Origin of the sequence: Paenibacillus barengoltzii NBRC 101215 (assembly GCF_004000745.1) — a bacterium.
GTDB lineage: Bacteria > Bacillota > Bacilli > Paenibacillales > Paenibacillaceae > Fontibacillus > Fontibacillus barengoltzii.
The window spans coordinates 1-24363 of record NZ_BILV01000090.1 but is presented as its reverse complement, the minus strand read 5'-3'; the positions used below and the strand labels follow the sequence as shown (position 1 = coordinate 24363).

General features: G+C 51.8%; 21 protein-coding genes and 1 pseudogene. 19 read left to right on the top strand and 3 right to left on the bottom strand.

All coding sequences use genetic code 11. The annotated features are described in order from the left end of the window. Positions 1-226: pseudogene (locus PBA01S_RS19825) on the bottom strand (HNH endonuclease); the annotation flags it as partial. 151 nt (positions 227-377) lie between these two features. Then, positions 378-680, bottom strand: coding sequence for a CD3324 family protein (locus tag PBA01S_RS19820; protein ID WP_371859555.1), 303 nt, complete (start codon positions 678-680; stop codon positions 378-380). A 453-nt stretch (positions 681-1133) separates the two neighbouring features. Between PBA01S_RS19820 and PBA01S_RS19815 the strand changes: the two genes are divergently transcribed. After that, positions 1134-2447, top strand: a complete 1314-nt coding sequence (locus tag PBA01S_RS19815) for a replication-associated recombination protein A (RefSeq protein WP_028539917.1) — start codon at positions 1134-1136, stop codon at positions 2445-2447. A 116-nt stretch (positions 2448-2563) separates the two neighbouring features. Here PBA01S_RS19815 and mnmA read toward each other — a convergent pair whose 3' ends face one another. Beyond that, positions 2564-3697: a tRNA 2-thiouridine(34) synthase MnmA gene (mnmA, locus tag PBA01S_RS19810; protein WP_028539916.1), complete on the bottom strand. Its 1134-nt coding sequence runs from the start codon at positions 3695-3697 to the stop codon at positions 2564-2566. 241 nt (positions 3698-3938) lie between these two features. Between mnmA and cymR the strand changes: the two genes are divergently transcribed. From cymR to PBA01S_RS19720, 18 genes are all read left to right on the top strand, one after another. Next, positions 3939-4358 carry a cysteine metabolism transcriptional regulator CymR gene (cymR, locus tag PBA01S_RS19805; protein ID WP_016311180.1) on the top strand — a complete coding sequence of 140 codons (420 nt, stop codon included), beginning with the start codon at positions 3939-3941 and terminating at the stop codon, positions 4356-4358. 125 nt (positions 4359-4483) lie between these two features. Next, positions 4484-5635, top strand: coding sequence for a cysteine desulfurase family protein (locus PBA01S_RS19800; protein WP_127576581.1), 1152 nt, complete (start codon positions 4484-4486; stop codon positions 5633-5635). 98 nt (positions 5636-5733) lie between these two features. Next, positions 5734-6237, top strand: coding sequence for a PRC-barrel domain-containing protein (locus PBA01S_RS19795; protein WP_028539914.1), 504 nt, complete (start codon positions 5734-5736; stop codon positions 6235-6237). A 34-nt stretch (positions 6238-6271) separates the two neighbouring features. Further along, entirely contained in the window at positions 6272-6481 is a 210-nt protein-coding gene (locus tag PBA01S_RS19790) for a YrzR-like zinc ribbon domain (protein ID WP_028539913.1), read from the top strand. 239 nt (positions 6482-6720) lie between these two features. Continuing rightward, a complete protein-coding gene (locus tag PBA01S_RS19785) occupies positions 6721-8160 on the top strand; it encodes a PTS mannitol transporter subunit IIBC (RefSeq protein WP_085170342.1) in 1440 nt (479 codons plus the stop codon). An 81-nt stretch (positions 8161-8241) separates the two neighbouring features. Continuing rightward, complete coding sequence (locus tag PBA01S_RS19780; RefSeq protein ID WP_085170341.1) at positions 8242-10362, top strand: BglG family transcription antiterminator; 2121 nt, start codon at positions 8242-8244, stop codon at positions 10360-10362. A gap of 43 nt (positions 10363-10405) precedes the next feature. Beyond that, entirely contained in the window at positions 10406-10843 is a 438-nt protein-coding gene (locus PBA01S_RS19775; RefSeq protein WP_085170340.1) for a PTS mannitol transporter subunit IIA, read from the top strand. Beyond that, positions 10840-11994 (top strand): mannitol-1-phosphate 5-dehydrogenase, encoded by a 1155-nt coding sequence (locus PBA01S_RS19770; RefSeq protein ID WP_127576580.1) that lies wholly within the window; start codon positions 10840-10842, stop codon positions 11992-11994. The genes PBA01S_RS19775 and PBA01S_RS19770 overlap by 4 nt, the downstream gene beginning before the upstream one ends. 411 nt (positions 11995-12405) lie before the next feature. After that, a complete protein-coding gene (locus tag PBA01S_RS19765) occupies positions 12406-13575 on the top strand; it encodes an AI-2E family transporter (protein ID WP_371859554.1) in 1170 nt (389 codons plus the stop codon). 396 nt (positions 13576-13971) lie between these two features. Further along, positions 13972-16596: an alanine--tRNA ligase gene (gene alaS / locus PBA01S_RS19760; protein ID WP_028539909.1), complete on the top strand. Its 2625-nt coding sequence runs from the start codon at positions 13972-13974 to the stop codon at positions 16594-16596. 135 nt (positions 16597-16731) lie between these two features. Then, entirely contained in the window at positions 16732-16992 is a 261-nt protein-coding gene (locus PBA01S_RS19755) for an IreB family regulatory phosphoprotein (protein ID WP_016311191.1), read from the top strand. A 60-nt stretch (positions 16993-17052) separates the two neighbouring features. Next, a complete protein-coding gene (ruvX, locus tag PBA01S_RS19750; protein ID WP_009224381.1) occupies positions 17053-17469 on the top strand; it encodes a Holliday junction resolvase RuvX in 417 nt (138 codons plus the stop codon). A gap of 12 nt (positions 17470-17481) precedes the next feature. After that, the gene (locus tag PBA01S_RS19745) at positions 17482-17796 is read left to right on the top strand and encodes a DUF1292 domain-containing protein (protein ID WP_016311193.1); all 315 of its coding nucleotides are present in this window, start codon (positions 17482-17484) and stop codon (positions 17794-17796) included. Beyond that, positions 17793-18092 (top strand): DUF1292 domain-containing protein, encoded by a 300-nt coding sequence (locus tag PBA01S_RS19740; RefSeq protein WP_028539908.1) that lies wholly within the window; start codon positions 17793-17795, stop codon positions 18090-18092. Before PBA01S_RS19745 ends, PBA01S_RS19740 begins: the two co-directional genes overlap by 4 nt. 87 nt (positions 18093-18179) lie before the next feature. Further along, positions 18180-19235, top strand: coding sequence for an endolytic transglycosylase MltG (mltG, locus tag PBA01S_RS19735; protein ID WP_028539907.1), 1056 nt, complete (start codon positions 18180-18182; stop codon positions 19233-19235). Between the two features lie 64 nt (positions 19236-19299). Further along, positions 19300-20235: a peptidase U32 family protein gene (locus PBA01S_RS19730; protein WP_028539906.1), complete on the top strand. Its 936-nt coding sequence runs from the start codon at positions 19300-19302 to the stop codon at positions 20233-20235. Positions 20236-20314: 79 nt separating this feature from the next. Further along, positions 20315-21649 carry a peptidase U32 family protein gene (locus PBA01S_RS19725; RefSeq protein WP_028539905.1) on the top strand — a complete coding sequence of 445 codons (1335 nt, stop codon included), beginning with the start codon at positions 20315-20317 and terminating at the stop codon, positions 21647-21649. A gap of 239 nt (positions 21650-21888) precedes the next feature. Continuing rightward, positions 21889-24063 carry a methyl-accepting chemotaxis protein gene (locus PBA01S_RS19720; protein ID WP_028539904.1) on the top strand — a complete coding sequence of 725 codons (2175 nt, stop codon included), beginning with the start codon at positions 21889-21891 and terminating at the stop codon, positions 24061-24063. Positions 24064-24363 lie beyond the last annotated feature (300 nt).

Here is a 24363-nt window from a genome sequence, read left to right as displayed (position 1 = left end):
CGGGCTCAGCGGCCGCAGCCCGCGGCAACGCGGCCTGAGCCTGGGCAGCCTGCTGCCGCTTGCGCAGCGCGCGGCAGCTGCGGCAAGCGCCCCGGCGTGAGCCTTTGCCGGAGCGCTTGCCGGTGCGGCGCAGGAATTCGCCCAGCGGCTTGGCTTCGCCGCAATAGGCGCATATTTTCATCGCATTCGCGGAAGTTGAGTTAGGTTCAGGTTGCTGTTGCGTCAAGGGGGTCACCTCAGTTTGGTATAGGCTCGAAGTAGGATATGACTCCATTATACCTGAATCTATAGAAATAAAGCCAAGACCGGCCGGTCCTGGCTTAGGGTTTAGGATCAGGATTGTGATTTGGATTAGGATGTTGTTCCCCGGGTTGGCGTTACTCGGACACGGTTGCGGGTTGCCTGAGGCTGCGCATTTTGGTTAAAATTTTGCGGATGCTTTCATCGGAGAGGTGAAATCTTTCGGCTAAATCCCGTACCGTGCTCCCGGCGCGGTACAAGCGAAAAATCTCTTCGTTCCGTTTAGCAATCGAGTGGCGGGAACCGCTCAGTTCTCCCCATAACGCCCTTGACCGTTCCGGCTTGGGAATGTAAAGCAGCTCACCCTGAATATACGTTTGGAGCTCCTTCAGCAGCCTAGGGGGAAGAACATCCTTTCCATTTTTGTAATTCACGATCATGTACCTCCTTATTTCGTGCTCCGTCCTGGATTGCTGTTACGATATAAGTCAACATGCTCGCTTCCCCCTTTCCATTGAGTATTGGTACCGCTTGTTCCAACCTTCTTGGTGTAGAACAAACGACTTTGACTTTAAATAAAGACAAAATTTAGTTTTAACTGGATCTATCTTAACACAGGAATCGTTAAACCTAAATAAGGGAGGCTGTTCCCAGCCCCCCGTTTTATTGTGGTGCCGCGTTACGCGACAGCCACCTCACTCACTGAAATCACTTCGATCAGCCCCCTTTCCCGTGATTCGTCGGCCCGACATCTATATTAACTCATATTTCCGGCCGCAGGAAAAGCGAAAGAACAACTATAAGTGTTTTTTACGTCAGGTATGCTAGAATAAGTTTGGTATCATTCCATGTATCCGGATTATCATGCTAACGATCAAGGAAGTGACTTGAAGGTGGATTTGTTTTCTTTCAATCAAGAGCAAAGCCCGGCGGGGCGGTTGCTGGCGGACCGGATGCGGCCGACCTCGCTGGATGAATATATCGGACAAGAACATATTGTCGGCCCGGGCAAGCTGCTGCGGCGGGCGATTGAAGCGGACCAGGTCTCGTCGATTTTACTGTACGGTCCTCCCGGCTGCGGCAAAACGACGCTCGCCCACATTATTTCCAATCAGACGAAGGCGGAGTTCGTCCGGCTCAACGCGGTGGATGCGTCGGTGAAGGATGTGCGTGAGGTGATTGAAAAGGCGCAGAACGACAAAGCTTTTTACGGCACCAAAACGATTCTGTTCCTGGACGAGGTCCATCGATTTAACAGCTCGAGACAGGACGCATTACTACCGGCGGTGGAAAAAGGCACGATCATCTTTATCGGGGCAACGACGGAAAATCCGTTCCACTACGTTAACGGCGCGTTGATGAGCCGCTCCACGCTGTTCCAGCTGGAGCCGCTGACGAAGGAGCACTCGCTGATCGCGATGCGGCGGGCCTTGGCCGACAAAGAGAAGGGGCTGGGCTTTATGCCGCTGCAGGTTGACGAGGAGGCGCTGCTGCACATCGCTGCGATGGCGAACGGAGATATTCGGCGTGCGCTGAATGCGCTGGAGCTGGCGGCGATGACCACGCCCCCGCAATCGGACGGGACGGTGCACATTACGCTCGAAGTGGCGGAGGAATCGATCCGCCGGCCGCTCGTCAAAGCGGACGAGTCCACGCAATACGATGTGCTGTCCGCGTTTCATAAATCGATTCGCGGCTCCAGCGATGCGGCGGTGTTCTGGTTCCTGTACGCGGTTGAGAAGCTGGGAATGGACCCGATGACATTCATCCGCCGGTTGATCGCTGCCAGCAGCGAGGATATTGGCCTGGCCAACCCGCAGGCGATGGTACAGGCCGTCAGCGCCTTGGAGGCTTACCGCAACAATGGCTGGCCGGAAGCACGGCTGAATATTGTCCAGGCGATCTTGTTTGCGGTCGAAAGTCCAAAATCCAACGCGGTGGTTGAAGCGATTGGGAACGCCATGGCGGCGATTGAAGAGGTCAAATCCGCCGAAGTACCTCTCCATTTGCGAGATACCCATTACAAGGGAGCGGCGAAGCTTGGGCACGAAGGTTACAAGTACCCGCATGATTACCCTGGGCATTATGTACAGCAGGAGTATCTGCCGAAGCGATTGTCCGGCCGAACGTTCTACCATGCCACGGAGCAAGGGAACGAGGTAAAGATCAAGCATAACCAGGAGCTGCGGCGCAGAAGCGGCAGGTAAGAGGGAAGGTGCGAGGCGAGGGAAGGTAAAATGCTCGCAAACCAAGATGCATGCGCCCGGTTCTGCATAAAAAAGATGCCCCACGTCATTCACTGACGCGGGGCTCTTCTTTATGGTTAGGCTTGTACAGCCGGAATCTCGGTCCGCAGCTTCACCGGGGCTTCGATCGTGCCGCCGCCGAGGCATTCTTCGCCTTGGTAGAACACGACGGCTTGGCCTGGGGTGATCGCTTTTTGCGGTTCATCAAATGCGACATGTACCGTGCCGTCTGGTTGCTTCGTCAGCGTCACACCTTGATCGGGCTGACGATACCGGAATTTCGCCGTGCACTTGTACGGCCCCTCCGGCATTTTGTCTGCGCCAGCGATCCAGTTAACGCCGGAAGCAATCAGCGACGTCGAGTACAAGCTTGGGTGCTTGTCGCCTTGCACAACATACAAAATGTTGCGCTCCAGATCCTTATCCGCCACGAACCAAGGTTCGCCGGTACCGGAGCCGCCGATACCCAAGCCTTGACGTTGACCCAGCGTATAGTACATCAGGCCATCGTGACGGCCCTTAACCTCACCGGTGACGATGTCGATCATATCGCCGGATTGGGCAGGCAAGTAGTTGCTCAGAAACTCTTTGAAATTCCGTTCGCCGATAAAGCAGACGCCGGTGCTGTCCTTCTTCTTCGCGGTATAGAGGCCGGCTTCTTCGGCGATCCGCCGTACCTCCGGCTTCGGCAGGTGGCCGATCGGGAACATCGCTTTGGACAATTGGTCCTGATTCAGGGCGTTGAGGAAATACGTTTGATCCTTATTGCTGTCTACTCCGCGCAGCAACTTGAACGTCCCGTTCTCTTCCACGACCCGGGCATAGTGCCCGGTCGCTACGTAATCTGCGCCGAGGTCCAGCGCTTTGTTCAAAAATTCGCCAAACTTGATCTCCCGGTTACACATCACATCCGGGTTAGGAGTCCGGCCCCGCTTATATTCTTCGAGGAAGTAGGCAAATACTTTATCGTAATATTGCTTCTCGAAGTTCACGGTATAGTAAGGGATATCGATCTGCTCGCAGACGCGGCGAACGTCTTCAGCATCCGCTTCCGCGGTGCAGTAACCGAACTCGTCGGTATCGTCCCAGTTCTTCATAAATATGCCGATGACGTCATAGCCCTGCTGCTTCAGCAGGAGTGCCGTCACCGAGGAATCGACGCCGCCAGACATGCCGACGACGACGCGGGTTTCGCTGTTAGGCTTAGCCATCATTATCACTCCTTTGAGCGGCGAGTCGCTCGTCGTTTATTTTACCACAATTGTCGCTTTATTTCCCAAAACACATATGATATGTTACGATAAGCACAGGGTAAAGATAGGAATAGGGAGGAATCCCCGGATTTGGGCGCAATTGTCGCAGAAGAACGCGGCGAATGGCCTGATACTGTTCTTTTAAGGATCAAGGATCAATTATATAAAGTTTATTTGAAAATTGAAAGAGGTGCCTTCTTTGAAGATTTCGACAAAAGGACGCTACGGATTGACGATTATGATGGAGCTGGCCGCTAAATACGGCGAAGGGCCAACTTCTCTGAAAAGCATCGCCGAGAAAAACCAATTATCCGAGCATTATCTGGAGCAATTAATCGCGCCGCTGCGTAACGCAGGTCTGGTGAAGAGCGTACGCGGTGCTTACGGCGGTTATATTCTATCCAAAGAAGCTAGTGAAATTACGGCGGGAGACATCATTCGCGTATTGGAAGGGCCGATTTCTCCGGTGGATTTCACCGAGGAAGACGATCCGGCCAAACGCGATTTGTGGCTGCGTATCCGCGACAGCATCGCTGAAGTGCTAGATTCGACAACGCTGGAGAATCTGGTGAACTTCGAGGAACAAGGAACCAAAGAAAATTACATGTTCTACATTTAATTTGTAAACCGACTTGCCATCAACAATGAGATAAGATACAATCAACGAACAATTCGGTAACCGTCCCGACTCCGGGGCGGTCATTTACGTTTTATCAAAAAAAGTTCTGGGACAAGGTGAGAGCCATGAAGCACATTTACATAGATCATGCCGCTTCCACGCCGATCCATCCGGAGGTTGCGGAAACGATGCTGAAGGTGATGCGAGAGCAATTTGGCAACGCCTCCAGCGTTCATTATTACGGTCGAGAGGCCAAACGCTTGGTGAACGGGGCGCGAGATACAGTTGCTAAGCACATCGGCTGCCGTCCGGATGAGCTGGTGTTTACGGGCGGCGGAACGGAGAGCGATAACTTGGCGTTGTTTGGCACGGCGTACGCTCGGAAAGCAGAAGGAAGCCATATCATTACGACCTCGATCGAGCATCATGCGGTACTTCACTCCTGCGAGCGCTTGGAGAAGGATGGGTTTGAAGTGACCTATTTGCCTGTGGATCGTTATGGACAGGTGCATCCGGAGCAAGTGCGGGAGGCTATCCGCCCCGATACGATCTTGATTAGTGTGATGTATGGTAATAATGAGGTAGGCACGATTCAGCCGATTGCTGAAATCGGTGAGATTGCACGGGAGCGGGGAATTGTGTTTCATGTCGATGCTGTGCAGGCGCTCGGCGCATTGCCGATCTCCTGTCGGGATCTGCCGGTCGACTTGATGAGCTTCTCGTCGCATAAAATCAACGGACCGCAAGGCGTTGGGGCTTTGTATGTACGGAAGGATCTGGTGCTGGAGCCGATGCAACACGGCGGGTTGCAGGAGCGCAAGCGCCGGGCAGGCACGGAAAATATGGCCGGCATCGCAGGTTTTGCCAAAGCCGTGGAATTGGCTGCGGCGGAGCGGGAGGCGCGCGTCGCCCACGATGAGGAGTTGATCCGAGAGTTGCTGTCCGCACTGGCGGAGCGGATTACTCGCGAGGCGTTCCATGTCAACGGCCATCCGACGCATCGGCTGCCGCATATCATCAACATCAGCTTCCCGGAGGTAGATTCGGAGACGATGCTGATGAATTTGGATATGGAGGGCATTGCTGCCTCCAGCGGTTCTGCATGCACTTCGGGATCGTTGGAGCCGTCTCATGTGCTGGAAGCGATGCATCTTCCGGAAAGTTTTTTGCGTTCTGCGATTCGATTTAGCGTCGGAATGGGTAATACTAGGGAAGAAATTTACGAAATCGCCGAAAAAATTGGAACCATCCTGGAACGTCTCCGTAGAAGAAAATAATGGGCATATTTTTGGGCTCAATTTAGCTTTTGCGGAGGGGAGGATCGTTTTTTTCGGGATTCACATGAGATGCCCAAACAGGGAGTGTCCATTCCAACATGAGAATGCAAGAAATGATCGGCCTGACCGTCTATGATGTGGAGCATGGCAAGAAGGTCGGGAAAGTCGTTGACATCCTCCTGGACCTTAATTGGTCGATCGTCGGCATCCAACTGGAGAATCGATTGTTTTGGAATTCCAGTGTCAAGGCCGTGCGATGGGAAGATATCGTGGCTTACGGTGAAGATGCCGTGATGATCTGCAATCAACAGGCTGTCCGCAAGTGGAGAGCCGAGAATATACAGAATACCTTCTTAACGGGAAATGGAAAATTAAAAGAACTGCCTGTCCTGACTGAAGACGGAATACGTCTAGGCCATGTAACGGATGTTTATTTTGAACACGAATTGGGAAATACAATTACTGGAATTGAAATTAGCGACGGGTTTTTCACCGATCTGATGGAAGGGCGCAAGCTGCTGCCATTTATGCCGGAAATGACCCGAGGGGAAAACGCGATCATGGTGCCCCTGGGCAGCGAACAGCTGCTTGAAAAGCCGTGAATTTTTATGTGGATGGATAGGTGATGGTTCTATGATGAAATGTCCAAATTGCAATTCCAAGGATATTGGGAAGATCGGCTCCCACCAGTTCTATTGCTGGGGTTGCTTTATCGAATTAACGGTAAACGGCGACAAAATGTCCGTATACCAAGTAGAAGAAGACGGAACGCTCAGTTCTCTGGATGATCTGTTCTTCGGCGAGGAAATGGTACAGGATTTCTCGGAAATGCACGCTTCCTCGTAAAAATATATTCCGGTGAGGCTGTAAAGATGCACAAGCTGTCCCTTTTAAGATCGAAGGGGCAGCTTTTTTATTTTTGGAGGGAATCACTCTTCAAATGTTGACAACAATAATCATGACGAAACCGTGTTTTGATTTGATTGAGTTAGAAAGCGCTTTGAATTAGGATGAGGGTAGAAACACGGTAAGCCAACAAGCAAATTGTTGTTCATCCGTGCATCTTTATAAGGGGGTTACTCTTTATGGCTACAGCACAATCCAAACAGCCGTCTGCAGGAACCGGCGGAGCCCGAGTGAAGGTTCAGCAGTTCGGCCGTGCGCTCAGCGGTATGGTAATGCCGAATATCGGCGCGTTTATCGCATGGGGGCTCATTACCGCATTATTTATCCCGACCGGTTGGATTCCGAACGAATATCTCGGTCAACTCGTCGATCCTATGATCAAATATTTGCTGCCACTCCTCATCGGCTACACCGGTGGGCAAATGATCCACGGCAAACGGGGGGCAGTGACAGCAGCGATTGTGACAATGGGCGTTATCGTCGGCAGCGACATTCCGATGTTCCTTGGCGCCATGATCGTTGGCCCATTGTCTGCGTGGGTTATTAAGCAGTTCGACAAACTGGTCGAGGGGAAAATTAAGTCCGGCTTCGAAATGCTGGTCAACAACTTCTCGATTGGGATTCTAGGCGGTGCGATGGCACTCGGGGCATACGCTGGCGTTGGCCCAGTCGTAACCGCCATCAGTAAAGCGTTGTCTTCGGGTGTTGACTTCCTGGTGGACGCCAAATTGCTGCCTCTGGTCAACCTGATTATTGAACCAGGTAAAGTCTTGTTCTTGAACAATGCGATCAACCACGGTGTCATTACGCCAATTGCTGCGGAAGAAGCACTTCGAGTAGGCAAATCGATGCTGTTTATGCTCGAATCGAACCCGGGCCCAGGTCTTGGGATCCTGCTGGCTTACTGGATCTTTGGTCGCGGCATGGCGAAACAATCGGCTCCAGGTGCGGTTGTCATTCACTTCCTGGGCGGGATTCATGAGATTTACTTCCCGTATATCTTGATGAAACCGATTCTGGTGTTGGCTGCAATGGCTGGCGGCGTGGCTGGTACGTTTACGTTCCAATTGACCGGTGCAGGTCTTGTAGGTTCTCCTTCTCCGGGTAGTATTTTTGCTTACTTCCTGATGACGCCAAAAGGCGGTTACATTCCAATGTTAAGCGGCGTCATTGTTGCGGCAGTCGTTTCGTTCCTCGTTGCGTCGCTGCTGCTCAAAACGGGTAAACAAACGGATGAGGAAATGGATCTGGCTGAAGCTTCAGCGAAAATGAAAGAAATGAAAGCTGCAGGTGCAAAATCCGACGCGGCAGCTCCTGCTGCAGCAGGCGGAGTGAAGAAGCAAGTGGTGAACAAAATCGTGTTCGCTTGTGACGCCGGTATGGGGTCCAGTGCGATGGGTGCCTCCGTTCTGAGAAAGAAAATGCAGGACGCCGGCGTGAAGGTGACGGTTGTGAACTCGGCAGTCAGCGAAATCCCAAGCGATGCCGACATCGTTATTACGCAAAAAACGCTGACGGATCGCGCGATCGCCAACAAACCGGACGCCGAACATATCTCCATTGATAATTTCCTGAAAAGTCCCAAATACGATGAACTGGTTGAGCGTTTGAAAGGCTAAGCAACGCCAGTTACGATGCGGGGGCAGAACACTGGCGATTTTGTCGCCGGTGTTTTGCGTCTATATTAGGAGAGACTTGATATGCGGAAAATGACCGCACGACAAAAGCAAATCCTCGTTCTCCTCCTTGGACGCAAGCACGGGATGACCGCTGCGGAAATCGCTGCGGAAATCAACGTCAGCGTCAGAACGGTTCACCGGGAACTGGACGAGATTGAAAAAATATTAGCCTATTTCGACTTAGTCCTGCACCGGAAATCCGGCACCGGAATCTCGGTCTGGAGCAACCCCGAAGATAGCGAGGAGGGCGAGAAGCTGCAAGAGGCCAAGCGATTGCTGCTGGTTGATAATGCCAGCGACTATTCCATTGAAGAGCGACATCTTTTGCTGATCTGCCGTTTGCTTGAGGAGCAGGAGCCGTGTAAGCTGTTTACGCTGGCCCATGGCTTAAAGGTAACGGTAGCAACGGTCAGCAGCGATTTGGATGAACTGGAGCCCTGGTTCACCCGCTTTGGACTGGAACTGGTTCGGCGCCGCGGTTACGGCGTGGAGTTGCTTGGCGAGGAACAGCAGAAACGCGCGGCATTATGCCAACTGGCGGTCGAGCACTTGGATTACTCTGACTTGATTGGAGGCACGCCAGAAAACCAGGTCTCCTCCGCCACCGCCAGATTGCTTGAGGTCGTTGGGACGGATCACCTCATGACGATCGAAAACACGTTGTGGGCGATGAATTGGAGCTGGACGGAGCATTTGTCCGAGAATGCCTATACCCAGCTGCTTATTCGTCTCTCCGTTTCAGTGAATCGGATGAAGGCAGGAAGGTTAGTCCAATGCTCAGGTAAAAATAACAAGTCTACCGCCGGGGGCGGGGAGCAGGATGAAACCGAAACGGCTCGCTTTGCTTCCCGTTTGGCCGAGAAGCTGGAGCTTACGTTTCCGCCGGAGGAACTGGCTTATATGAATAGCTTGTTCAGCCGGGCGAAAGAAGCTTCCCCCGAGCTCGTCCAAGCGGATATCGAGTTGGTTGAGACGGTATATCGGTTGACTGAGAACGTCGTGAAGCGCACCGGCATTCCGTTTCAGGAAGATCGACTGCTCCGGAACGGTCTGCTGGAGCATATGGGCCCGGCTTTCAAACGCATCCGCGAAGGCTCCCGCATCCGCAACCCATTGCTGGGCGCCATTCGCAAAGATTACGATGAGTTGTTTGGCATCGTACGTGAGGCGATGAACGAAAGTGTGGCTGGCCTGGAGGTTCCGGACGAAGAGATTGGCTTCTTGGTGATGCATTTCGGAGCCTCTATGGAGCGTCTAAACCAGCTTGGTCTTAACATGCGGGCGATTCTCGTCTGCTCCAGCGGGCTAAGCTCCTCCAAGCTGCTGGCCACGCGGCTTGCCAAAGAAATGCCGCAAATCGAAGTGCTGGGCAATGTATCTTGGTACGAGGCGAAGCGGCTTCCTGAATCGGATTACGACTTAATCATCTCGACGATTGATTTGCCTCTTCCAGAGGATCGTTACGTAAAGCTAAGTCCGTTATTAACAGATGAGGACACTGAGCGATTGCTCGAATACGTCCAGCGTACCGTATTAAAATCTCGTAAGGTGACACCTGAGCCGGAGTCCACGAAAACCAGGGCATTTGACAAGGTACGGTCCTTGTCGGTGTCACTGAACGAGGTTGTCAGTCTTCTGGAGCAATTTGACGTCCGTGATTTAAATAATCGAGGGCTCTCCTTACGGGAGACGGTTTCGACGGCTTTGGAGGAAATGAATCAACGATTCGTCCCACCGTCCGGTCCCGCTAGACTTGAGCCGAAGGAGTGGCAGCTGAAGCACGCTATATCCGATGTGCAGGCCGTAACCGACCGTTTGTTGGAACGGGAGAAGATGGCCAGTCAGGTCATTCCGGGCACGTCGCTGGCGCTATTTCATACACGAACCCGGTTTGTGAATTACCGTTCACTGGCGTTGTTCCGTTTGGAAGAACCTGTGGTGCTGGACGGGGATACAGAAGTTAGCGCATTGCTATTTATGCTCGCGCCGCGAGAGTTGTCTCGCGAGAGCTTGGAAGTGCTCAGCGAAATCAGCGCCTTGCTGCTTAAGCCGGAGTTGGTAGAGCTGCTGGAAACCGGAGAACGTCAGGAGATCCGAAATTTTTTGGCGACCGAGCTGCTGGTTTATTTTGAGAATTTGTAACTAAAAGAAGATAGGATAATCCGTGGAAAGGGAGAGAACAATCATGAAAATACTGTCTAAAGAGAAAATTATTTTGAACGGCAAGGCAAACGATAAATATGAAGCCATTCGTATGGCAGGAAAGCTGCTGGTCGACGCAGGTCACGTGACGGAAGAATATGTGGACAAAATGATCGAGCGTGAAGAGATCGTCTCCACTTATATGGGTGGAGGTCTGGCGATCCCGCACGGGACGAAAGAAGCCAAAGGCATGATTTCCTCAACCGGCCTGTCGGTTGTCCGCTTCCCGGAAGGTGTTGATTTTGGCGGGGATGAGCCAGCCTTTATCGTAATTGGCATCGCTGCAGCCGGCGGGGATCACATGGAGGTCCTGACGAATGTTGCGATGGTGTTCACAGACGAGTCTAATCTGGAACGAATTATGAATGCAAAGACGGAAGAAGAAATCGCGGAAATCCTCGAAGGGGGCATGGAAGGATGAAGGCGGTCCATTTTGGCGCAGGGAATATCGGCAGAGGATTTATCGGGTTGCTGTTGTCTCGTTCCGGTTACGAGGTATGCTTTGTTGATGTGAACGAGAAGCTAGTTTCGGAGCTGGCCCAGCGTAAGGAATACCCTGTTACCTTGGCCAGCGATCAGCAAGAGACCGTGATGGTTAGAGGCGTAACGGCGATTAACAGCATGAGTGATCCCGCTGCGGCTGCTCAGGCGATTGCGGAGGCTGATTTGGTGACGACGGCGGTGGGTGTAAACATCTTGAAGCATATCGCCGGTACAATCGCCCAAGGGCTCACCCTGCGGAAAGATGGCGCCGCAGCCGCCCCGCTGCATATCATTGCCTGCGAGAACGCCATCGGCGGCAGCTCCCAACTCAAAGAGCATGTTTACGCCCAATTAGATGAAGCTACGCGGCAGTGGGCGGACGATCATGTGGCGTTCCCGGATGCGGCGGTTGACCGGATCGTTCCGTTGCAGCAGCATGAGAATCCGCTGCAGGTTGTGGTCGAGCCATTTTATGAATGGGCGGTTGACCAATCGCAAATGTTTGAAGGCTTCCATCGGGTTGAAGGCGTCCACTATGTTGACCGATTGGAGCCGTATATCGAACGCAAGTTGTTTACTGTAAATACCGGCCATTGCTCGGCCGCTTATATGGGATATTTGCAGGGCCATGCGACGATTCAGGAAGCGATGAATGATCAAAAAGTCGTCCAGCATGTGCGCGCCGTCCTCTCGGAGACCGGGGCGGTGCTTGTGGCGAAACATGGATTTTCGCCAGCCGAGCATCAGGCATATATCGATACGATTCTGGAGCGCTTCGCCAATCCGGCGTTGACGGACGAGGTTTCGCGGGTTGGCCGTTCACCGATCCGCAAGCTGTCCGCCGGCGATCGGCTGGTCTCCCCGGCAACGCAGGCGTATGAACGGGAATTTGGATACGGGTACCTGGCGTTGACGATGGCGATGGCGCTCTGTTTCGATGTTCCGGACGATCCGGAAGCCGCGGAGCTGCAAGCGTCGCTGCGCGAAGTTGGTGCTTCAAAGACCCTGGCCAAATACACCGGCCTCGACGCCGAGCACCCCATCCATCAAGCGGTGCTGGCACATTATGAGGAGTTGAAGGGCCGCTGAGCGGCAAATAGTAGGGTGATCCGCTGACGTTATTTCCCTGCTTGAAGGCTTGTAGCAGCCCGGACACATCTGTAGTACTAGATGCGTCCGGGCTGTTTCGGTTTGCACGCCCGGCTAACGGACCCGGGAGGCGTTATTGGTCGCGAAAACCGAACCTTTGATATCTAACGGACGGAGATGACCTTATTCCAGCGAAGTTGTTCCGGTTGGCTGCATTTTTGGCTATATAACGACCGCTGGGTCCGTTACATCGGGAAATGGTCGGGAAATGACCGAATAACGCCTCTCAGGTCCTTTTGGAGCATGCGACCCGGCAGTCGCGATCAACTCCCCTCATAAATTTACCTCCACTGACAAATACTAATCTATACGAGTATTTCGCTGTGTGAAGCAGGGAGGGGCGTAACATCGATGGGAGCCAATGAACAGAGGGAGCAAGCACGCAAGCAGCAGATGGAGCAAACGCAAACTGCACCAAACGAGCAACAAGAGCGGGAAGAGCAGAAGCAAGCGCTGATCCCGATCACCCAAAGCAAGCTGTTTCGATATGGCGTTTGGCTGTTGTTGGGGCTGGTGATCCTGTTTTTTGTGTGGCAGCTGCGGCCGATGTTTGCCCTTGTCTATCGATTTTTGAAGGCGGTTTTCGCCCCGTTTGTCATCGCCATCATTATTTCTTATGTCTTAAATCCGATCGTTCGGATGCTTAATGGGCGGAAGGTGCCGCGGACGATGGCCGTGCTGCTGATTTATGCGGTATTTCTGACTGGCCTATCCGTGGTGCTGATGAATGTGATTCCGATGTTCGTTGAACAACTGGAGGAGCTGGGCGAGCATTTGCCGGAGCTTACGTTTCATACCCAGCAAATGATGAATCGATGGGACAACGGGATTTTGCCAGGGAGCATCCGCATGGGCATGAACAATTGGTTTTATCAATTTGAAAACCGGTTGGCCAGCGCCATTTCCGGTTTTCTGGACAATATCGGAACAACGATTGGCGTTGTGTTTAATGCGTTTATTATCCCGTTCCTGATCTTCTACATGCTGAAGGATATCGAGCTGATTGAGCGGCTGATTCTGCAGTACTTGCCGCGCTCCCGGCGCAAGTCGATCCTAACGCTGCTTAAGGAAATCGATATGGCCTTAGGGAACTATGTCCGGGGGCAATTGCTGGTATGCGTTATTATCGGTGTGCTCGCCTACATCGGCTATATGCTCATCGGCATGCCGTTTGCGCTGTTGCTGGCAGGAGTGGTTGCTCTGTGCAACATCATCCCTTACCTGGGGCCATTTCTCGGGGCGGCTCCGGCCTTGGTTATGGCGACGACGATTTCTTGGAAAATGGTCCTGCTGGTCCTGCTCGTCAACATGTTGTGCCAAACGATCGAAAGCAACGTCATTTCTCCGCAGGTGGTGGGACGGAGCTTACATATGCACCCCATGCTGATCATTTTGGCGCTTCTTATTGGCGGGGAGTTGGCAGGGGTGCCCGGTCTGATATTGGCGGTTCCGTTTTTTGCCGTGGTGAAGGTGGTTATTCAGCATTTCTATGCCTACTATGTTCGCCGCAAAGCGATGTGATTCAGGCGGACAAGTTGCATTGACACGGCGTTCCTCGCCTTATATACTTAAAATGTTATGTGAAAATTTTCAAAACGTTGATGAAATCCAGTACGTTCGACAAGCGGATTTGCCAGAGAAGGGTTCCGCTGCAGTTGGCGTCCCGCATGGGGGCTGAGGCGGTGGCTGAGAGAACCTGAAATCTCGCGCGAACGGAAAGCTAATTTCGGAGTGTGGACTACAAATTCACCGGCAGGTCCCCGTTATCGGACCAACGAGGCGATCGCTTTAGAATCCGGCGGACAACGGTCCAGCCGCAATCGGAAGCGATAACCAGGGTGGTACCGCGATTTGAATCGTCCCTGATTTTCAGGGGCGTTTTTATTTTTAGAGGAACAATTAGGAGGTCAAGAGACGATGAAAGCAAGTGAAATCCGTTCCAAATGGCTGGAGTTCTTCGCCAGCAAAGGCCATAAAATCGAACCTAGCGCTTCGCTCGTCCCGCATAACGATCCTTCGCTCCTGTGGATCAATGCTGGGATGGCACCGCTGAAGCCGTATTTCGACGGGCGGGTCAAGCCGGAAAATCCGCGCCTTGCCAACTCGCAAAAGTGTATTCGCACGAACGATATCGAAAATGTCGGGAAGACGCGCCGGCACCATACGTTTTTTGAGATGTTGGGGAACTTTTCAATTGGGGACTATTTTAAGGAAGAAGCGATTACTTGGGCTTGGGAATTCCTGACGGATAAGAAATGGATCGGTTTTGATCCAGATCGCCTGTCGGTTACCGTATATCCTGAGGATGAAGAAGCATTTAAACTGTGGAATGAAAAAATCGGCATTCCTGCAGAACGCATCATTAAGCTGGAGGATAACTTCTGGGATATCGGGGAAGGGCCTTGCGGACCTTGTACGGAAATTTTCTATGACCGCGGCGACGCTTACGGCGATCTATCGGATCCGGAATGTTATCCAGGCGGGGAGAATGAACGGTTCCTGGAAGTGTGGAACCTGGTGTTCTCACAATTCAACCACAACAAGGACGGCAGCTACACGCCGCTTCCGAATAAAAACATCGATACCGGTGCCGGACTTGAGCGGTTTGCGTCGATTTTGCAGGACGTGAACTCCAACTTCGATACCGACTTGTTCCAACCGATTATCCAAAAGACCGCCAGCTTGGCTGGTGTAACTTACGGCGCTGCTGAGGACAGTGACGTGGCACTTAAGGTAATTGCTGACCATATCCGTACGGTGACCTTTGCGGTAGCTGACGGCGTTCTGCCTTCGAACGAAGGCCGCGGTTATGTCATCCGCCGCCTGTTGCGCCGGGCGGTACGTTATGGCAAGCTGATCGGATTGGACAAACCTTTTATGTTCAGCTTGGTAGAGACGGTTGGCGACATCATGGGCACCTACTATCCGGATGTAGTTACCAAACGTGAGTTTATCGAGAAAGTCATCCGCACGGAAGAGGAACGCTTCCATGAAACATTGAGTGATGGCTTGGCGATTCTGGCCGATATCAGTGCTGAAGCGAAAGCGCAAGGCCGCACGCAGATCAGCGGGGCTGATGCGTTTAAGCTGTACGATACTTACGGCTTCCCGCTGGATTTGACCGAGGATTTCGCAGCGGAGCAAGGGCTTAGCGTAGATCGCGAAGGCTTTGAAGCCGCCATGGAAGAACAGCGTGAACGCGCCCGGGCAGCCCGCCACGATAGCGGCAGCATGAAGGTGCAGGGCGGCGTTTTGGCGGATTTTACGACTAAAACCGAATTCGTTGGATATAATGAGCTTGAAGTTACCACTAGCATTGTAGCGATTGTGGTTGATGACGCTTTTGCGGATTCCTTGAGCGAGGGCCAATCGGGTCAAGTGATTCTGGCTTCTACGCCGTTCTATGCGGAAAGCGGCGGCCAGGTCAGCGACCAAGGGACGATTCATAGCGACTCCGCTAGCGCCGATGTGGAGGGCTTGTTTAAAGCTCCTCATGGGCAGCATGTGCATCAAGTCACGGTGAAGACCGGTGAACTGCGGGTTGGCGCCGAAGTTACCGCTTCCGTAGACCGTGAACAACGCAGCCACACAGTAAAGAACCATACGGCAACTCACCTGTTGCATAAGGCGTTGAAGGAGACGCTTGGCGAACACGTGAACCAAGCTGGTTCCCTCGTTGAACCACAACGCCTGCGCTTCGACTTCTCTCACCTCGGCAGCATCTCGCCGGAGGAACTCGCGGAAATCGAACGCCGCGTCAATGAACAGATTTGGAATGCCTTGCCTGTAACTACCTCGCTGAAGCCAATCGATGAAGCGAAAGCGATGGGGGCGATGGCGCTGTTCGGTGAGAAGTACGGGGACATCGTTCGCGTCGTCAAGGTTGGCGACTATAGCTTGGAGCTTTGCGGCGGCTGTCACGTGAACAATTCGGCGGAGATCGGCTTGTTCAAAATCGTCAGCGAAAGCGGCATTGGTTCCGGGGTGCGCCGGATCGAAGCTGTGACCGGACGCGGCGCATATCTGTTTATGGATGGACAGCTGGACCTGTTGAAGCAAGCAGCTGGTCTGCTGAAAGCCAACGTCAACGATGTGCCGAAACGCGTGGAAGGATTGTTCCAGCAGCTTAAGGAACTGAGCCGTGAGAACGAATCGCTGCAAAGCAAGCTGAGCGTGATCGAAGCTGGTGAATTGACGAGCCAAGTGGTGAGCGTGGGTCAAACCAAGCTGTTGGCTGCGCGCGTGCAAGCCGGAAGCATGGATGCGTTGCGCACGCTGGCTGACGAGCTGAAGGTGAAATTGCCGGATGCTGTGCTGGTGTTGGGCGCGCCAAACGAAGACAAAGTGAATTTTGTCGTCGTAGTTCCGAAGGAAGAAGTGGCTCGCGGATTGCATGCCGGCAAGCTCGTTAAGGAAGTTGCAGCGGTATGCGGCGGCGGAGGCGGCGGTCGTCCGGATATGGCCCAGGCCGGAGGCAAGGATGCCAGCAAGCTGGACGAAGCATTAAAAGTAGCAGCGGAGTGGATTGCTTCCCAAGCCTGAGAAGGTGGTGAAAATTTGACGGGGCAGATCACTGAAAATTTCCTTATGGAACCCATGATATGGTATAGTATGATTAGGCTAAGAGGAAAATAGCTGCGATCATAAAGGCGTATGTCGAAGAAGCGAGGTGTCATCATGGACTCCATGGATAAAACCGTCAAATTTAACGTCAAAGGCGATGAACTAGAAGCGTCGGCGCAGGAGATTCTTCTTACGGTTTATCAGGCTTTACAGGAGAAGGAGTATAATCCGGTTAACCAGATCGTCGGATATCTGTTATCGGGGGACCCGGCCTATATCCCGCGTCATAACAATGCGAGAAGCTTGGTTCGCAAGAAGGAACGCGACGAGCTGATCGAAGAGTTGGTGCGCTTTTACATGGCGAATCACCGTTGATGGCAGCGAACCTTCTCAAGAACGGATACGCGGTGAATCCGCATTTTAAAGGAGCAATACATGAAAATCATGGGCCTAGACTACGGGGACCGGCGGATCGGAGTGGCTGTGAGCGACAGCTTAGGGTGGACCGCCCAAGGGCTCGAAACCATCGAGCGCCGCAAGGAAGGCAGCGAATTTGAGCGCATTGCCGAGCTTGTGAAGCAGCACGAGGTGGAAGAAATCGTTGTGGGGCTGCCCAAGAATATGAACGGTACGATTGGTCCCCGTGGAGAAATATGCATGGCGTTTGCCGAGGATCTTCGGGCGAAGCTGAATCTGCCCGTGCATCTCTGGGATGAACGGCTGACTACCGTGTCTGCGCAGCGTACGTTGCTGGATGCGGATGTCAGCCGGAAGAAACGCAAGGGTGTCGTCGACAAGATGGCTGCCAGCTTGATTTTGCAAAATTATTTGGACTCTAAGAGTATAAAGTGAGGGTGATCGCGTATGTCTAAAGATCGTATCGGAAATGAAGAAGAACCGGAAATTATTTATATCCCCGATGATGAGGGCAATGAAGAAGAGTTCGAAGTGATTATGAAATTCGAAGTCGACGGTTCGGACGCCAAGTATATGATGGTCGTTCCTTTGGATTCCGATGGGAATGAAGATGAAGAGAGCGAAGAGGTATACGCGTTCCGTTACGAGGAAGACGGCGATGACCTGAAGCTGTACACAATTGAAAGCGACGAAGAATGGGAAATCGTCGAGGAGACCTTTAATACGTTGATCGACGAGTTTGATGGAGAAGATGGGCAATGACTGAATTTACAGCAGACCAAGCAGTCATGACGTCGCGGGTTCGCGACACATTTGGCCCAGTCGTAGAACTTGAGGACGAATCGGGCAATGTCTCCTATTATCAAGTCGTTGAGGAATTTGACGTCGCCGGAGCGGCCTATGCGGTATTATTGCCGGAGGACGCGTCCAAGGATGATGAGCCGGAGATTTTCAAAATCGTGACGAACGGCGATGAGCTGGAACTGGTGACAATTGATGACGACGAGGAATGGGAGAACGTCTCTGAGCTATACGATGAATTGACCTTTCCAGAGTAACGGGAAGGGCGTTGCAAGAGCACGATAGATCAGTCCGGGAAGAGCGGGAGATTTCCGCTCTTTTTGGCTGTTAAGGGGGAAGGCGGTTTGAGGAAAGCGCTGAAATGGCTGGCTGTTCTGCTGCTGATCGTGATGATCGGGGCAGGGGCGGCCGGATTTTATGTGTACACCAGCATGCTCCCGGTTGAAGCGAAGGAACAGCCGGTCAAGATTACGATCGAACCGGGAACGGGAACGGCGCATATCGCGAAGTTGCTGGAAAACGAGGGACTAATTAAAAATTCCTTTTTGTTCGTTTCCTATTTAAAATGGAAGTCGGAAGGAAGCCGGTTTCAGGCTGGAACCTATGAAATGCAGCCAGGCATCACATATGACGAGATTATCGCTAAGCTGAACAGCGGCGACGTCGTGAAGGCCGAGATGATTCGGTTTACGATTCCTGAAGGCTTCACCGTTAAACAAATGGCTGACAAGCTGGCGGAGGAAGGCTTAGTGGATCAGGCTGTATTTTTGAAGCTGGCGAAGGATGCCGCGGGTCTGAACGATGAGCTGTTATCGCAAATCCCGACGGACGAGCGGTTGACCTACCGGCTGGAAGGGTATTTGTTCCCGGAAACTTATGAGCTGAAGAAAGGCAGCAACGAGCAGGACATCATTGCCCGAATGTTGCAGGAAACCCGTACCCGGATTGACAAAATCCCTGATTTTGAACAAAAGCTGCAGGCTCGCAGCCTTACGTTCAATGAGCTGATGACGATCGCTTCACTGGTTGAGCGGGAAGTGGTTGTGGATCGTGAACGGCCGCTCGTGGCCGGTGTCATCTATAATCGGCTTAAGGACGGCATGAAGCTGGAAATCGACGCTACGGTGCAATATGTGCTGGATAAACCAAAGGAACGCTTGCTCAATGCGGATTTGCGAAGCGTGGACAGCCCTTATAATACTTATTTGTATGAAGGACTGCCTCCGGGACCTATCGCGGCGCCAAGCCTCAAATCGATCGAAGCAGCGCTTGAGCCGAAAGCCTCGGACTATCTTTTCTATGTGACGAAAAAAGATGGCAGCGGGGAGCACCTGTTCGCCAAAACCTATAAGGAACACTTAAAGAACATCGAAACAAGCAAGGCGATGGCCAATCAATGAATAAGGTGGAAGTTCAAAATGTAGATCATGTTTTGAACAACCTTTTAAAGGTGGTAGTATCAACATGAGTAAAAAACCGGAACTGTTGGTTCCTGCCGGTTCGCTGGAAGAACTGAAGCGCTATTTTGCGGCGGGGGCTGACGCGGCGCTGGTTGGCGAAGCTCGCTATGGGATGCGCCTCCCTGGTGATATGACGCCCCAAGACATCGCTGAGGCGGTGAAGGTAGCGCGTGAGTATGGAGCTAAAATTTATGTTAGCTTGAATAACTTGATGACAAATGACATGCTCGAAGGGTTACCTGAGTATGTAAAACAGTTAGCGGAGTGCGGCGTCGATGCCGTTGAATTCGGCGATCCGGCGGTGCTTCAAACGGTGCGTACTGTGGCACCTCAATTGAAGCTGCATTGGAATGCGGAGATGACCTCCACCAACTATGCCACTGCGAACTATTGGGGAACGAAGGGAGCTTCCCGAGTTGTGCTGGCTCGGGAGCTGAATATGGACGAGATCACCGCGATGCCTTCAAAACTGAACATCGAAGCGGAAGTTCAGGTGCACGGAATGACCAATATTTATCACTCGAAACGACGCTTGGTGCATAGCTATATGGTATCTCAAGGACGGCCGGTTGATCCGGACAGCAACCTGGGAATGAGTCGCGGGCTGTTTCTGATCGAGGCTGAGCGGCCGGATGAGAAGTTTCCAATCTTCGAAGATGTGAACGGAACGCATATTATGAGTTCAGACGATATTTGCATCTTGGAGGATTTGCATCTGCTAATGGCGGCTGGCATCGACAGCTTCAAAATTGAGACGTTGCTGAAGCCGGTATCCTATAACGAAGTGATTATTGCTTCGTATCATAACGCGATCGAAGCCTATTCCCGCGATCCGGATGGCTATGAGCTTGATGAGAGCTGGCTTGAGGCGATTCGCGAGGTCCAAGATCCGGAGCGCGAACTGTCGTTTGGCTTCTTTTATAAGGAACAAGTTTATTAAGAGATAGGCGTTGTAGGGTTTTCTTTTTGACCTATATTTTAAATTTAAATACCCAAAAAATGATGAGAGGTGAACGAAGATGCAAACTGCGGAGAAGCATATCCCGAAATATACGGGAAAACGTCATCGGCTGGCGAAACCTGAGCTGCTTGCCCCGGCAGGCAATCTGGAGAAGCTGAAATTTGCTGTCCATTACGGCGCCGATGCCGTGTATATCGGGGGACAACAATATGGCCTTCGTTCCAATGCAGATAATTTCAGCTTTGAAGAAATGCGGGAAGGCGTGGAATTTGCCAAGAAATATGGCGCTAAGGTGTTTGTCGCTACGAATATCTATGCTCATAATGAGGATTTGGACGGCATCGAGGAGTATTTGCGGAACCTTTACGAGGTTGGCATCGCTGCTATCATCGTCGCTGACCCGGTGATTATCGAGACGGCGAAACGGGTTGTTCCCGAGCTGGAGGTTCATCTGAGCACCCAGCAATCTACTGTGAACTGGCAGGCTGTGCAATTCTGGAAAGAGCAAGGCTTGCCGCGGGTCGTTCTGGGACGGGAAACCAGCCTTGAGGAAATCGAGGAAATTAAACGACATGTCGACATCGAGATCGAGGCGTTTATTCATGGAGCGATGTGCTCTTCGTTCTCGGGACGCTGCGTGCTGTCCAACCACTTTACCGACCGTGACTCCAACCGCGGGGGATGCTGCCAATCCTGCCGTTGGAAATACGATCTATTCACGGACGCCCGTTCAGGTAGTGAATGGATTTCTGAGGAAGAAGCCCGCGATAGCAGAGTACTGGAGAAGTTCCGTTTGGGCGTAACTCAGCTGCCGATGTTTGAGGAGAACGATCATGCCTTCACGATGGGGTCGAAGGACTTGTGCATGATAGAGCATATTCCCGATCTTATTGACGTTGGAGTCGACAGTTTCAAAATCGAAGGTCGGATGAAATCCATCCACTATGTGGCGACGGTCGTCAATGTGTATCGCCAAGCGATTGATGCCTACATGGCGGATCCGGACAATTACGTCTTGAAGCCGGAATGGATCGAAGAAATCAACAAAGCGGCGAATCGGCCGCTGAATACCGGATTTTTCTACGATACTCCAGATCATGAGGATCATATTTACGAGCCGGAAGAGAAGGCAGCACCTTATGATTTTGCTGGATTGGTGATGGCTTATGATGAATCCACAGGAATGGCAACGATCCAGCAACGCAACCACTTCAAACCGGGACAAGAAGTCGAATTCTTTGGTCCAAACGGGACGTTCTTTAAGCAGAAGGTGGGGACCATCTACGACGAAGAAGGCAATGAATTGGATGCCGCCCGCCACCCGTTGCAGCGGGTCCAAATGAAGGTGGATCAACCGGTTTCCTATTTCGATATGATGCGTAAAAGAAAGTAATCAAAAAATCAATATGCTTTGGGGCCTGTTCGTTTCTAGGACGAAAGGCCCTTTTTTGTGACTTTTGTTAATATTATTTAAAATCCACCACATATTGAACCGATATTATAGAGGAGAACGTCAGGAATTGTCGAATATTTCGAGTAGCTGACGAGAAATGTGAACAACCAACAGCATTATGTACGACCTCAAGCCTAAAAATTGAGGTCTGCAACTATTATGAGTGGTGGGTGATCAACATGAGTCTGGTTCCGAAGAACGAGGACCAAGAAACCAACAGCAAGAAGAAGGATAAGAAACAAAAGGGAGAGCGGAAATCCAAGTCGGTTCAGCCAGGAGGAAAATCAAAGGGAGATACCAAAGCTGTATGGGCTAATTTCCTGGACAAGCTGCCGAAACAATTGAACCCTGCGAAAGCAGTAGGGGTACGGTTGTTCCTAATCTTCTTTGTCGCAATCATGTTCTTCGTCCTAACGATCGGGATTATGTCGTCCCAAATGGCGAAGGGAACCATTCAAGACAATGCAGAACAAGCAAACCTGCAGACCATCGTACAAACCTCGCAGAAGCTGGATATCGTCATGCAGAAGTATGAGGAAAACCTGCAGCAAATGTTCCTAGACGATGAAATGCAAAATGCTATTATGGATGCTTCGTTGGCGAACATTTCGGATTATGACAAGTTTACGGCAACCAACAAAATGAGAACACGTCTGAATACGTTGACCTTCTCCACGAAGGGGGTTTCCGCCGTTTACATGTTGTCGGCTGACAACATTGTGGACGACGTCACTTCGGGCAGTGCCGATGTCACGTTCTTGGATACCGTGCGCGAAGAAGCCTGGTTTAAAGATCTGACCAGCGCCACTAAAACTTTATGGATGCAAGTGCCATCGAAAGGTAAGGGCACGGAAGTCTTCCGTTTAGCTCGCTCGGTACAGAGCGTTAACAGCATGAAACGCTTTATTCTGATTGCTGATATCAACCTGGAAATCCTAGACGGCTATTTGAAAGAGGTTAAGCTGGGGAATAACTCCAAGCTGCAAATGGTGACTCAAGATAACATCGTTGTAGGTTCTTCCGTTGAAAGAGATCAAGGAAATCCGTCCGAATTTGATATGGGACAAGCCACCGAGGCTTCGGGTACTTTCCGGACGAAGGATGCCAACGGCAACGCTGTCCTTGCTTCCTATAGCACCCAGTCGTCCGGCTGGAAGTTAATCGGTACCGTCGATACGGCTGAACTGACGAAGAGCGCAAATCGCATTCTGATGTTTACGATCTTCTCGCTGATCGTGGTTGCGATCATTGCCATTCTGATCGGGGTATGGATGGTTCGGATGATCGCTTATCCGCTGGGCAAGCTGAGAAACCTGATGGAGGAAGGCTCCAAAGGGAATCTGAACGTTCGGATGAACACGAAATCGAAAGATGAAATTGGTCAATTGGCAGTAAGCTTTAATGTGATGATGGAAAATATCACAGCCCTCGTTAAGCAAACCAATAACTCCGCACAGGATGTATTGGATACGGCTGCTGAATTGACACAAGCGTCGAACAAAACGGCGTTGTCTGCGAAAGAAATCGCCGTGGCGACTGAAGAAATCGCTAACGGGGCAACCAGCCTGGCTAACGAAGCGGAACGCGGTAATGAGCTGACCGAGAATATTTCCCGGCAAATGGAACGCGTTGTCCAATCGAACAAAGAGATGGAGATTTCGGCTCGTCAGGTGGAGAAGTCCAGTCAGCAAGGGACTCAGTATTTGAACGGATTGATGGAGAAAACCAATATGACGGTCGAAATGATCAACGCTTTGACCGCCAAGGTCGACTCGCTCAAAGCAAGCACTGGCTCCGTCTTGAAAGTGCTTGATGTCATGCAGAACATTACGCAGCAAACGAATATCCTGTCGCTTAATGCTACGATTGAAGCAGCCCGCGCAGGTGCTGCAGGCCGCGGATTTATGGTCGTTGCCGATGAAATTCGCCAACTGGCCGATCAGTCGCGTCAGTCGATCACCATGGTCGGCGAAATCACAGATACGATTCAGAAAGAGATGAATGAAACGGTGAAGACCTTGTCCGAGGCGAGCCCAATCTTCCAAGAGCAAATCGCATCGGTGCAGGAAACCAACCAAATTTTCGTATCTGTGCAGCAACAAATGGAAGGCTTCGTGCGTCACCTGGATTCCGTAACGGCTTCCATCGACCAGCTAAACGAATCGCAAGCGGTCTTGTCGGAAGCGATGAGCAACGTCAGTGCCGTCGCACAGCAATCGTCCGCCACGTCCGAAGAGGTTGCATCGCTCTCCAGCGAACAGCAAACGGTCGGCGATCAACTGGTACAGCTGTCAAACAAACTGGAGAATGTGTCGGCTGGCTTGAAAGAGTCGTTGTCGAAATTCACTGTATAGAAGGCAGGCTTAGCGCCTGAAAATAAGCTTGACCCGATTTCCCGAGGGTTCCGGGAGACGGGTAAAAGCCCGGCCAATCTGCGATTGCAGGTTTGGCCGGGCTTTTGCTGTAAGCTGGTGCGCTAACGGACCTAGGAGGCGTTATAAACCTGGAGGTCAGACCTAGAGAGATGTAACGGACCGAGAAGTCCTTATTTGGGCGAAATCGGCACCGGTGACTCCATTTAGTCTTTAATAACGTCCGCTGTGTCCGTTACGTTGGGAAATCTGTGGGAAATGACCCAATAGCGTCTCTCAGGT

Excerpts from the sequence above, each read along its gene's own strand:
- PBA01S_RS19820 (WP_371859555.1), bottom strand. The coding sequence starts at position 680 with ATGATCGTGAATTACAAAAATGGAAAGGATGTTCTTCCCCCTAGGCTG.
- mnmA (WP_028539916.1), bottom strand. The coding sequence starts at position 3,697 with ATGGCTAAGCCTAACAGCGAAACCCGCGTCGTCGTCGGCATGTCTGGC.
- PBA01S_RS19800 (WP_127576581.1), top strand. The coding sequence starts at position 4,484 with ATGAAGCACATTTACATAGATCATGCCGCTTCCACGCCGATCCATCCG.
- PBA01S_RS19795 (WP_028539914.1), top strand. The coding sequence starts at position 5,734 with ATGAGAATGCAAGAAATGATCGGCCTGACCGTCTATGATGTGGAGCAT.
- PBA01S_RS19790 (WP_028539913.1), top strand. The coding sequence starts at position 6,272 with ATGAAATGTCCAAATTGCAATTCCAAGGATATTGGGAAGATCGGCTCC.
- PBA01S_RS19785 (WP_085170342.1), top strand. The coding sequence starts at position 6,721 with ATGGCTACAGCACAATCCAAACAGCCGTCTGCAGGAACCGGCGGAGCC.
- PBA01S_RS19780 (WP_085170341.1), top strand. The coding sequence starts at position 8,242 with ATGCGGAAAATGACCGCACGACAAAAGCAAATCCTCGTTCTCCTCCTT.
- PBA01S_RS19775 (WP_085170340.1), top strand. The coding sequence starts at position 10,406 with ATGAAAATACTGTCTAAAGAGAAAATTATTTTGAACGGCAAGGCAAAC.
- PBA01S_RS19770 (WP_127576580.1), top strand. The coding sequence starts at position 10,840 with ATGAAGGCGGTCCATTTTGGCGCAGGGAATATCGGCAGAGGATTTATC.
- PBA01S_RS19765 (WP_371859554.1), top strand. The coding sequence starts at position 12,406 with ATGGGAGCCAATGAACAGAGGGAGCAAGCACGCAAGCAGCAGATGGAG.
- alaS (WP_028539909.1), top strand. The coding sequence starts at position 13,972 with ATGAAAGCAAGTGAAATCCGTTCCAAATGGCTGGAGTTCTTCGCCAGC.
- PBA01S_RS19755 (WP_016311191.1), top strand. The coding sequence starts at position 16,732 with ATGGACTCCATGGATAAAACCGTCAAATTTAACGTCAAAGGCGATGAA.
- ruvX (WP_009224381.1), top strand. The coding sequence starts at position 17,053 with ATGAAAATCATGGGCCTAGACTACGGGGACCGGCGGATCGGAGTGGCT.
- PBA01S_RS19745 (WP_016311193.1), top strand. The coding sequence starts at position 17,482 with ATGTCTAAAGATCGTATCGGAAATGAAGAAGAACCGGAAATTATTTAT.
- PBA01S_RS19740 (WP_028539908.1), top strand. The coding sequence starts at position 17,793 with ATGACTGAATTTACAGCAGACCAAGCAGTCATGACGTCGCGGGTTCGC.
- PBA01S_RS19730 (WP_028539906.1), top strand. The coding sequence starts at position 19,300 with ATGAGTAAAAAACCGGAACTGTTGGTTCCTGCCGGTTCGCTGGAAGAA.
- PBA01S_RS19725 (WP_028539905.1), top strand. The coding sequence starts at position 20,315 with ATGCAAACTGCGGAGAAGCATATCCCGAAATATACGGGAAAACGTCAT.
- PBA01S_RS19720 (WP_028539904.1), top strand. The coding sequence starts at position 21,889 with ATGAGTCTGGTTCCGAAGAACGAGGACCAAGAAACCAACAGCAAGAAG.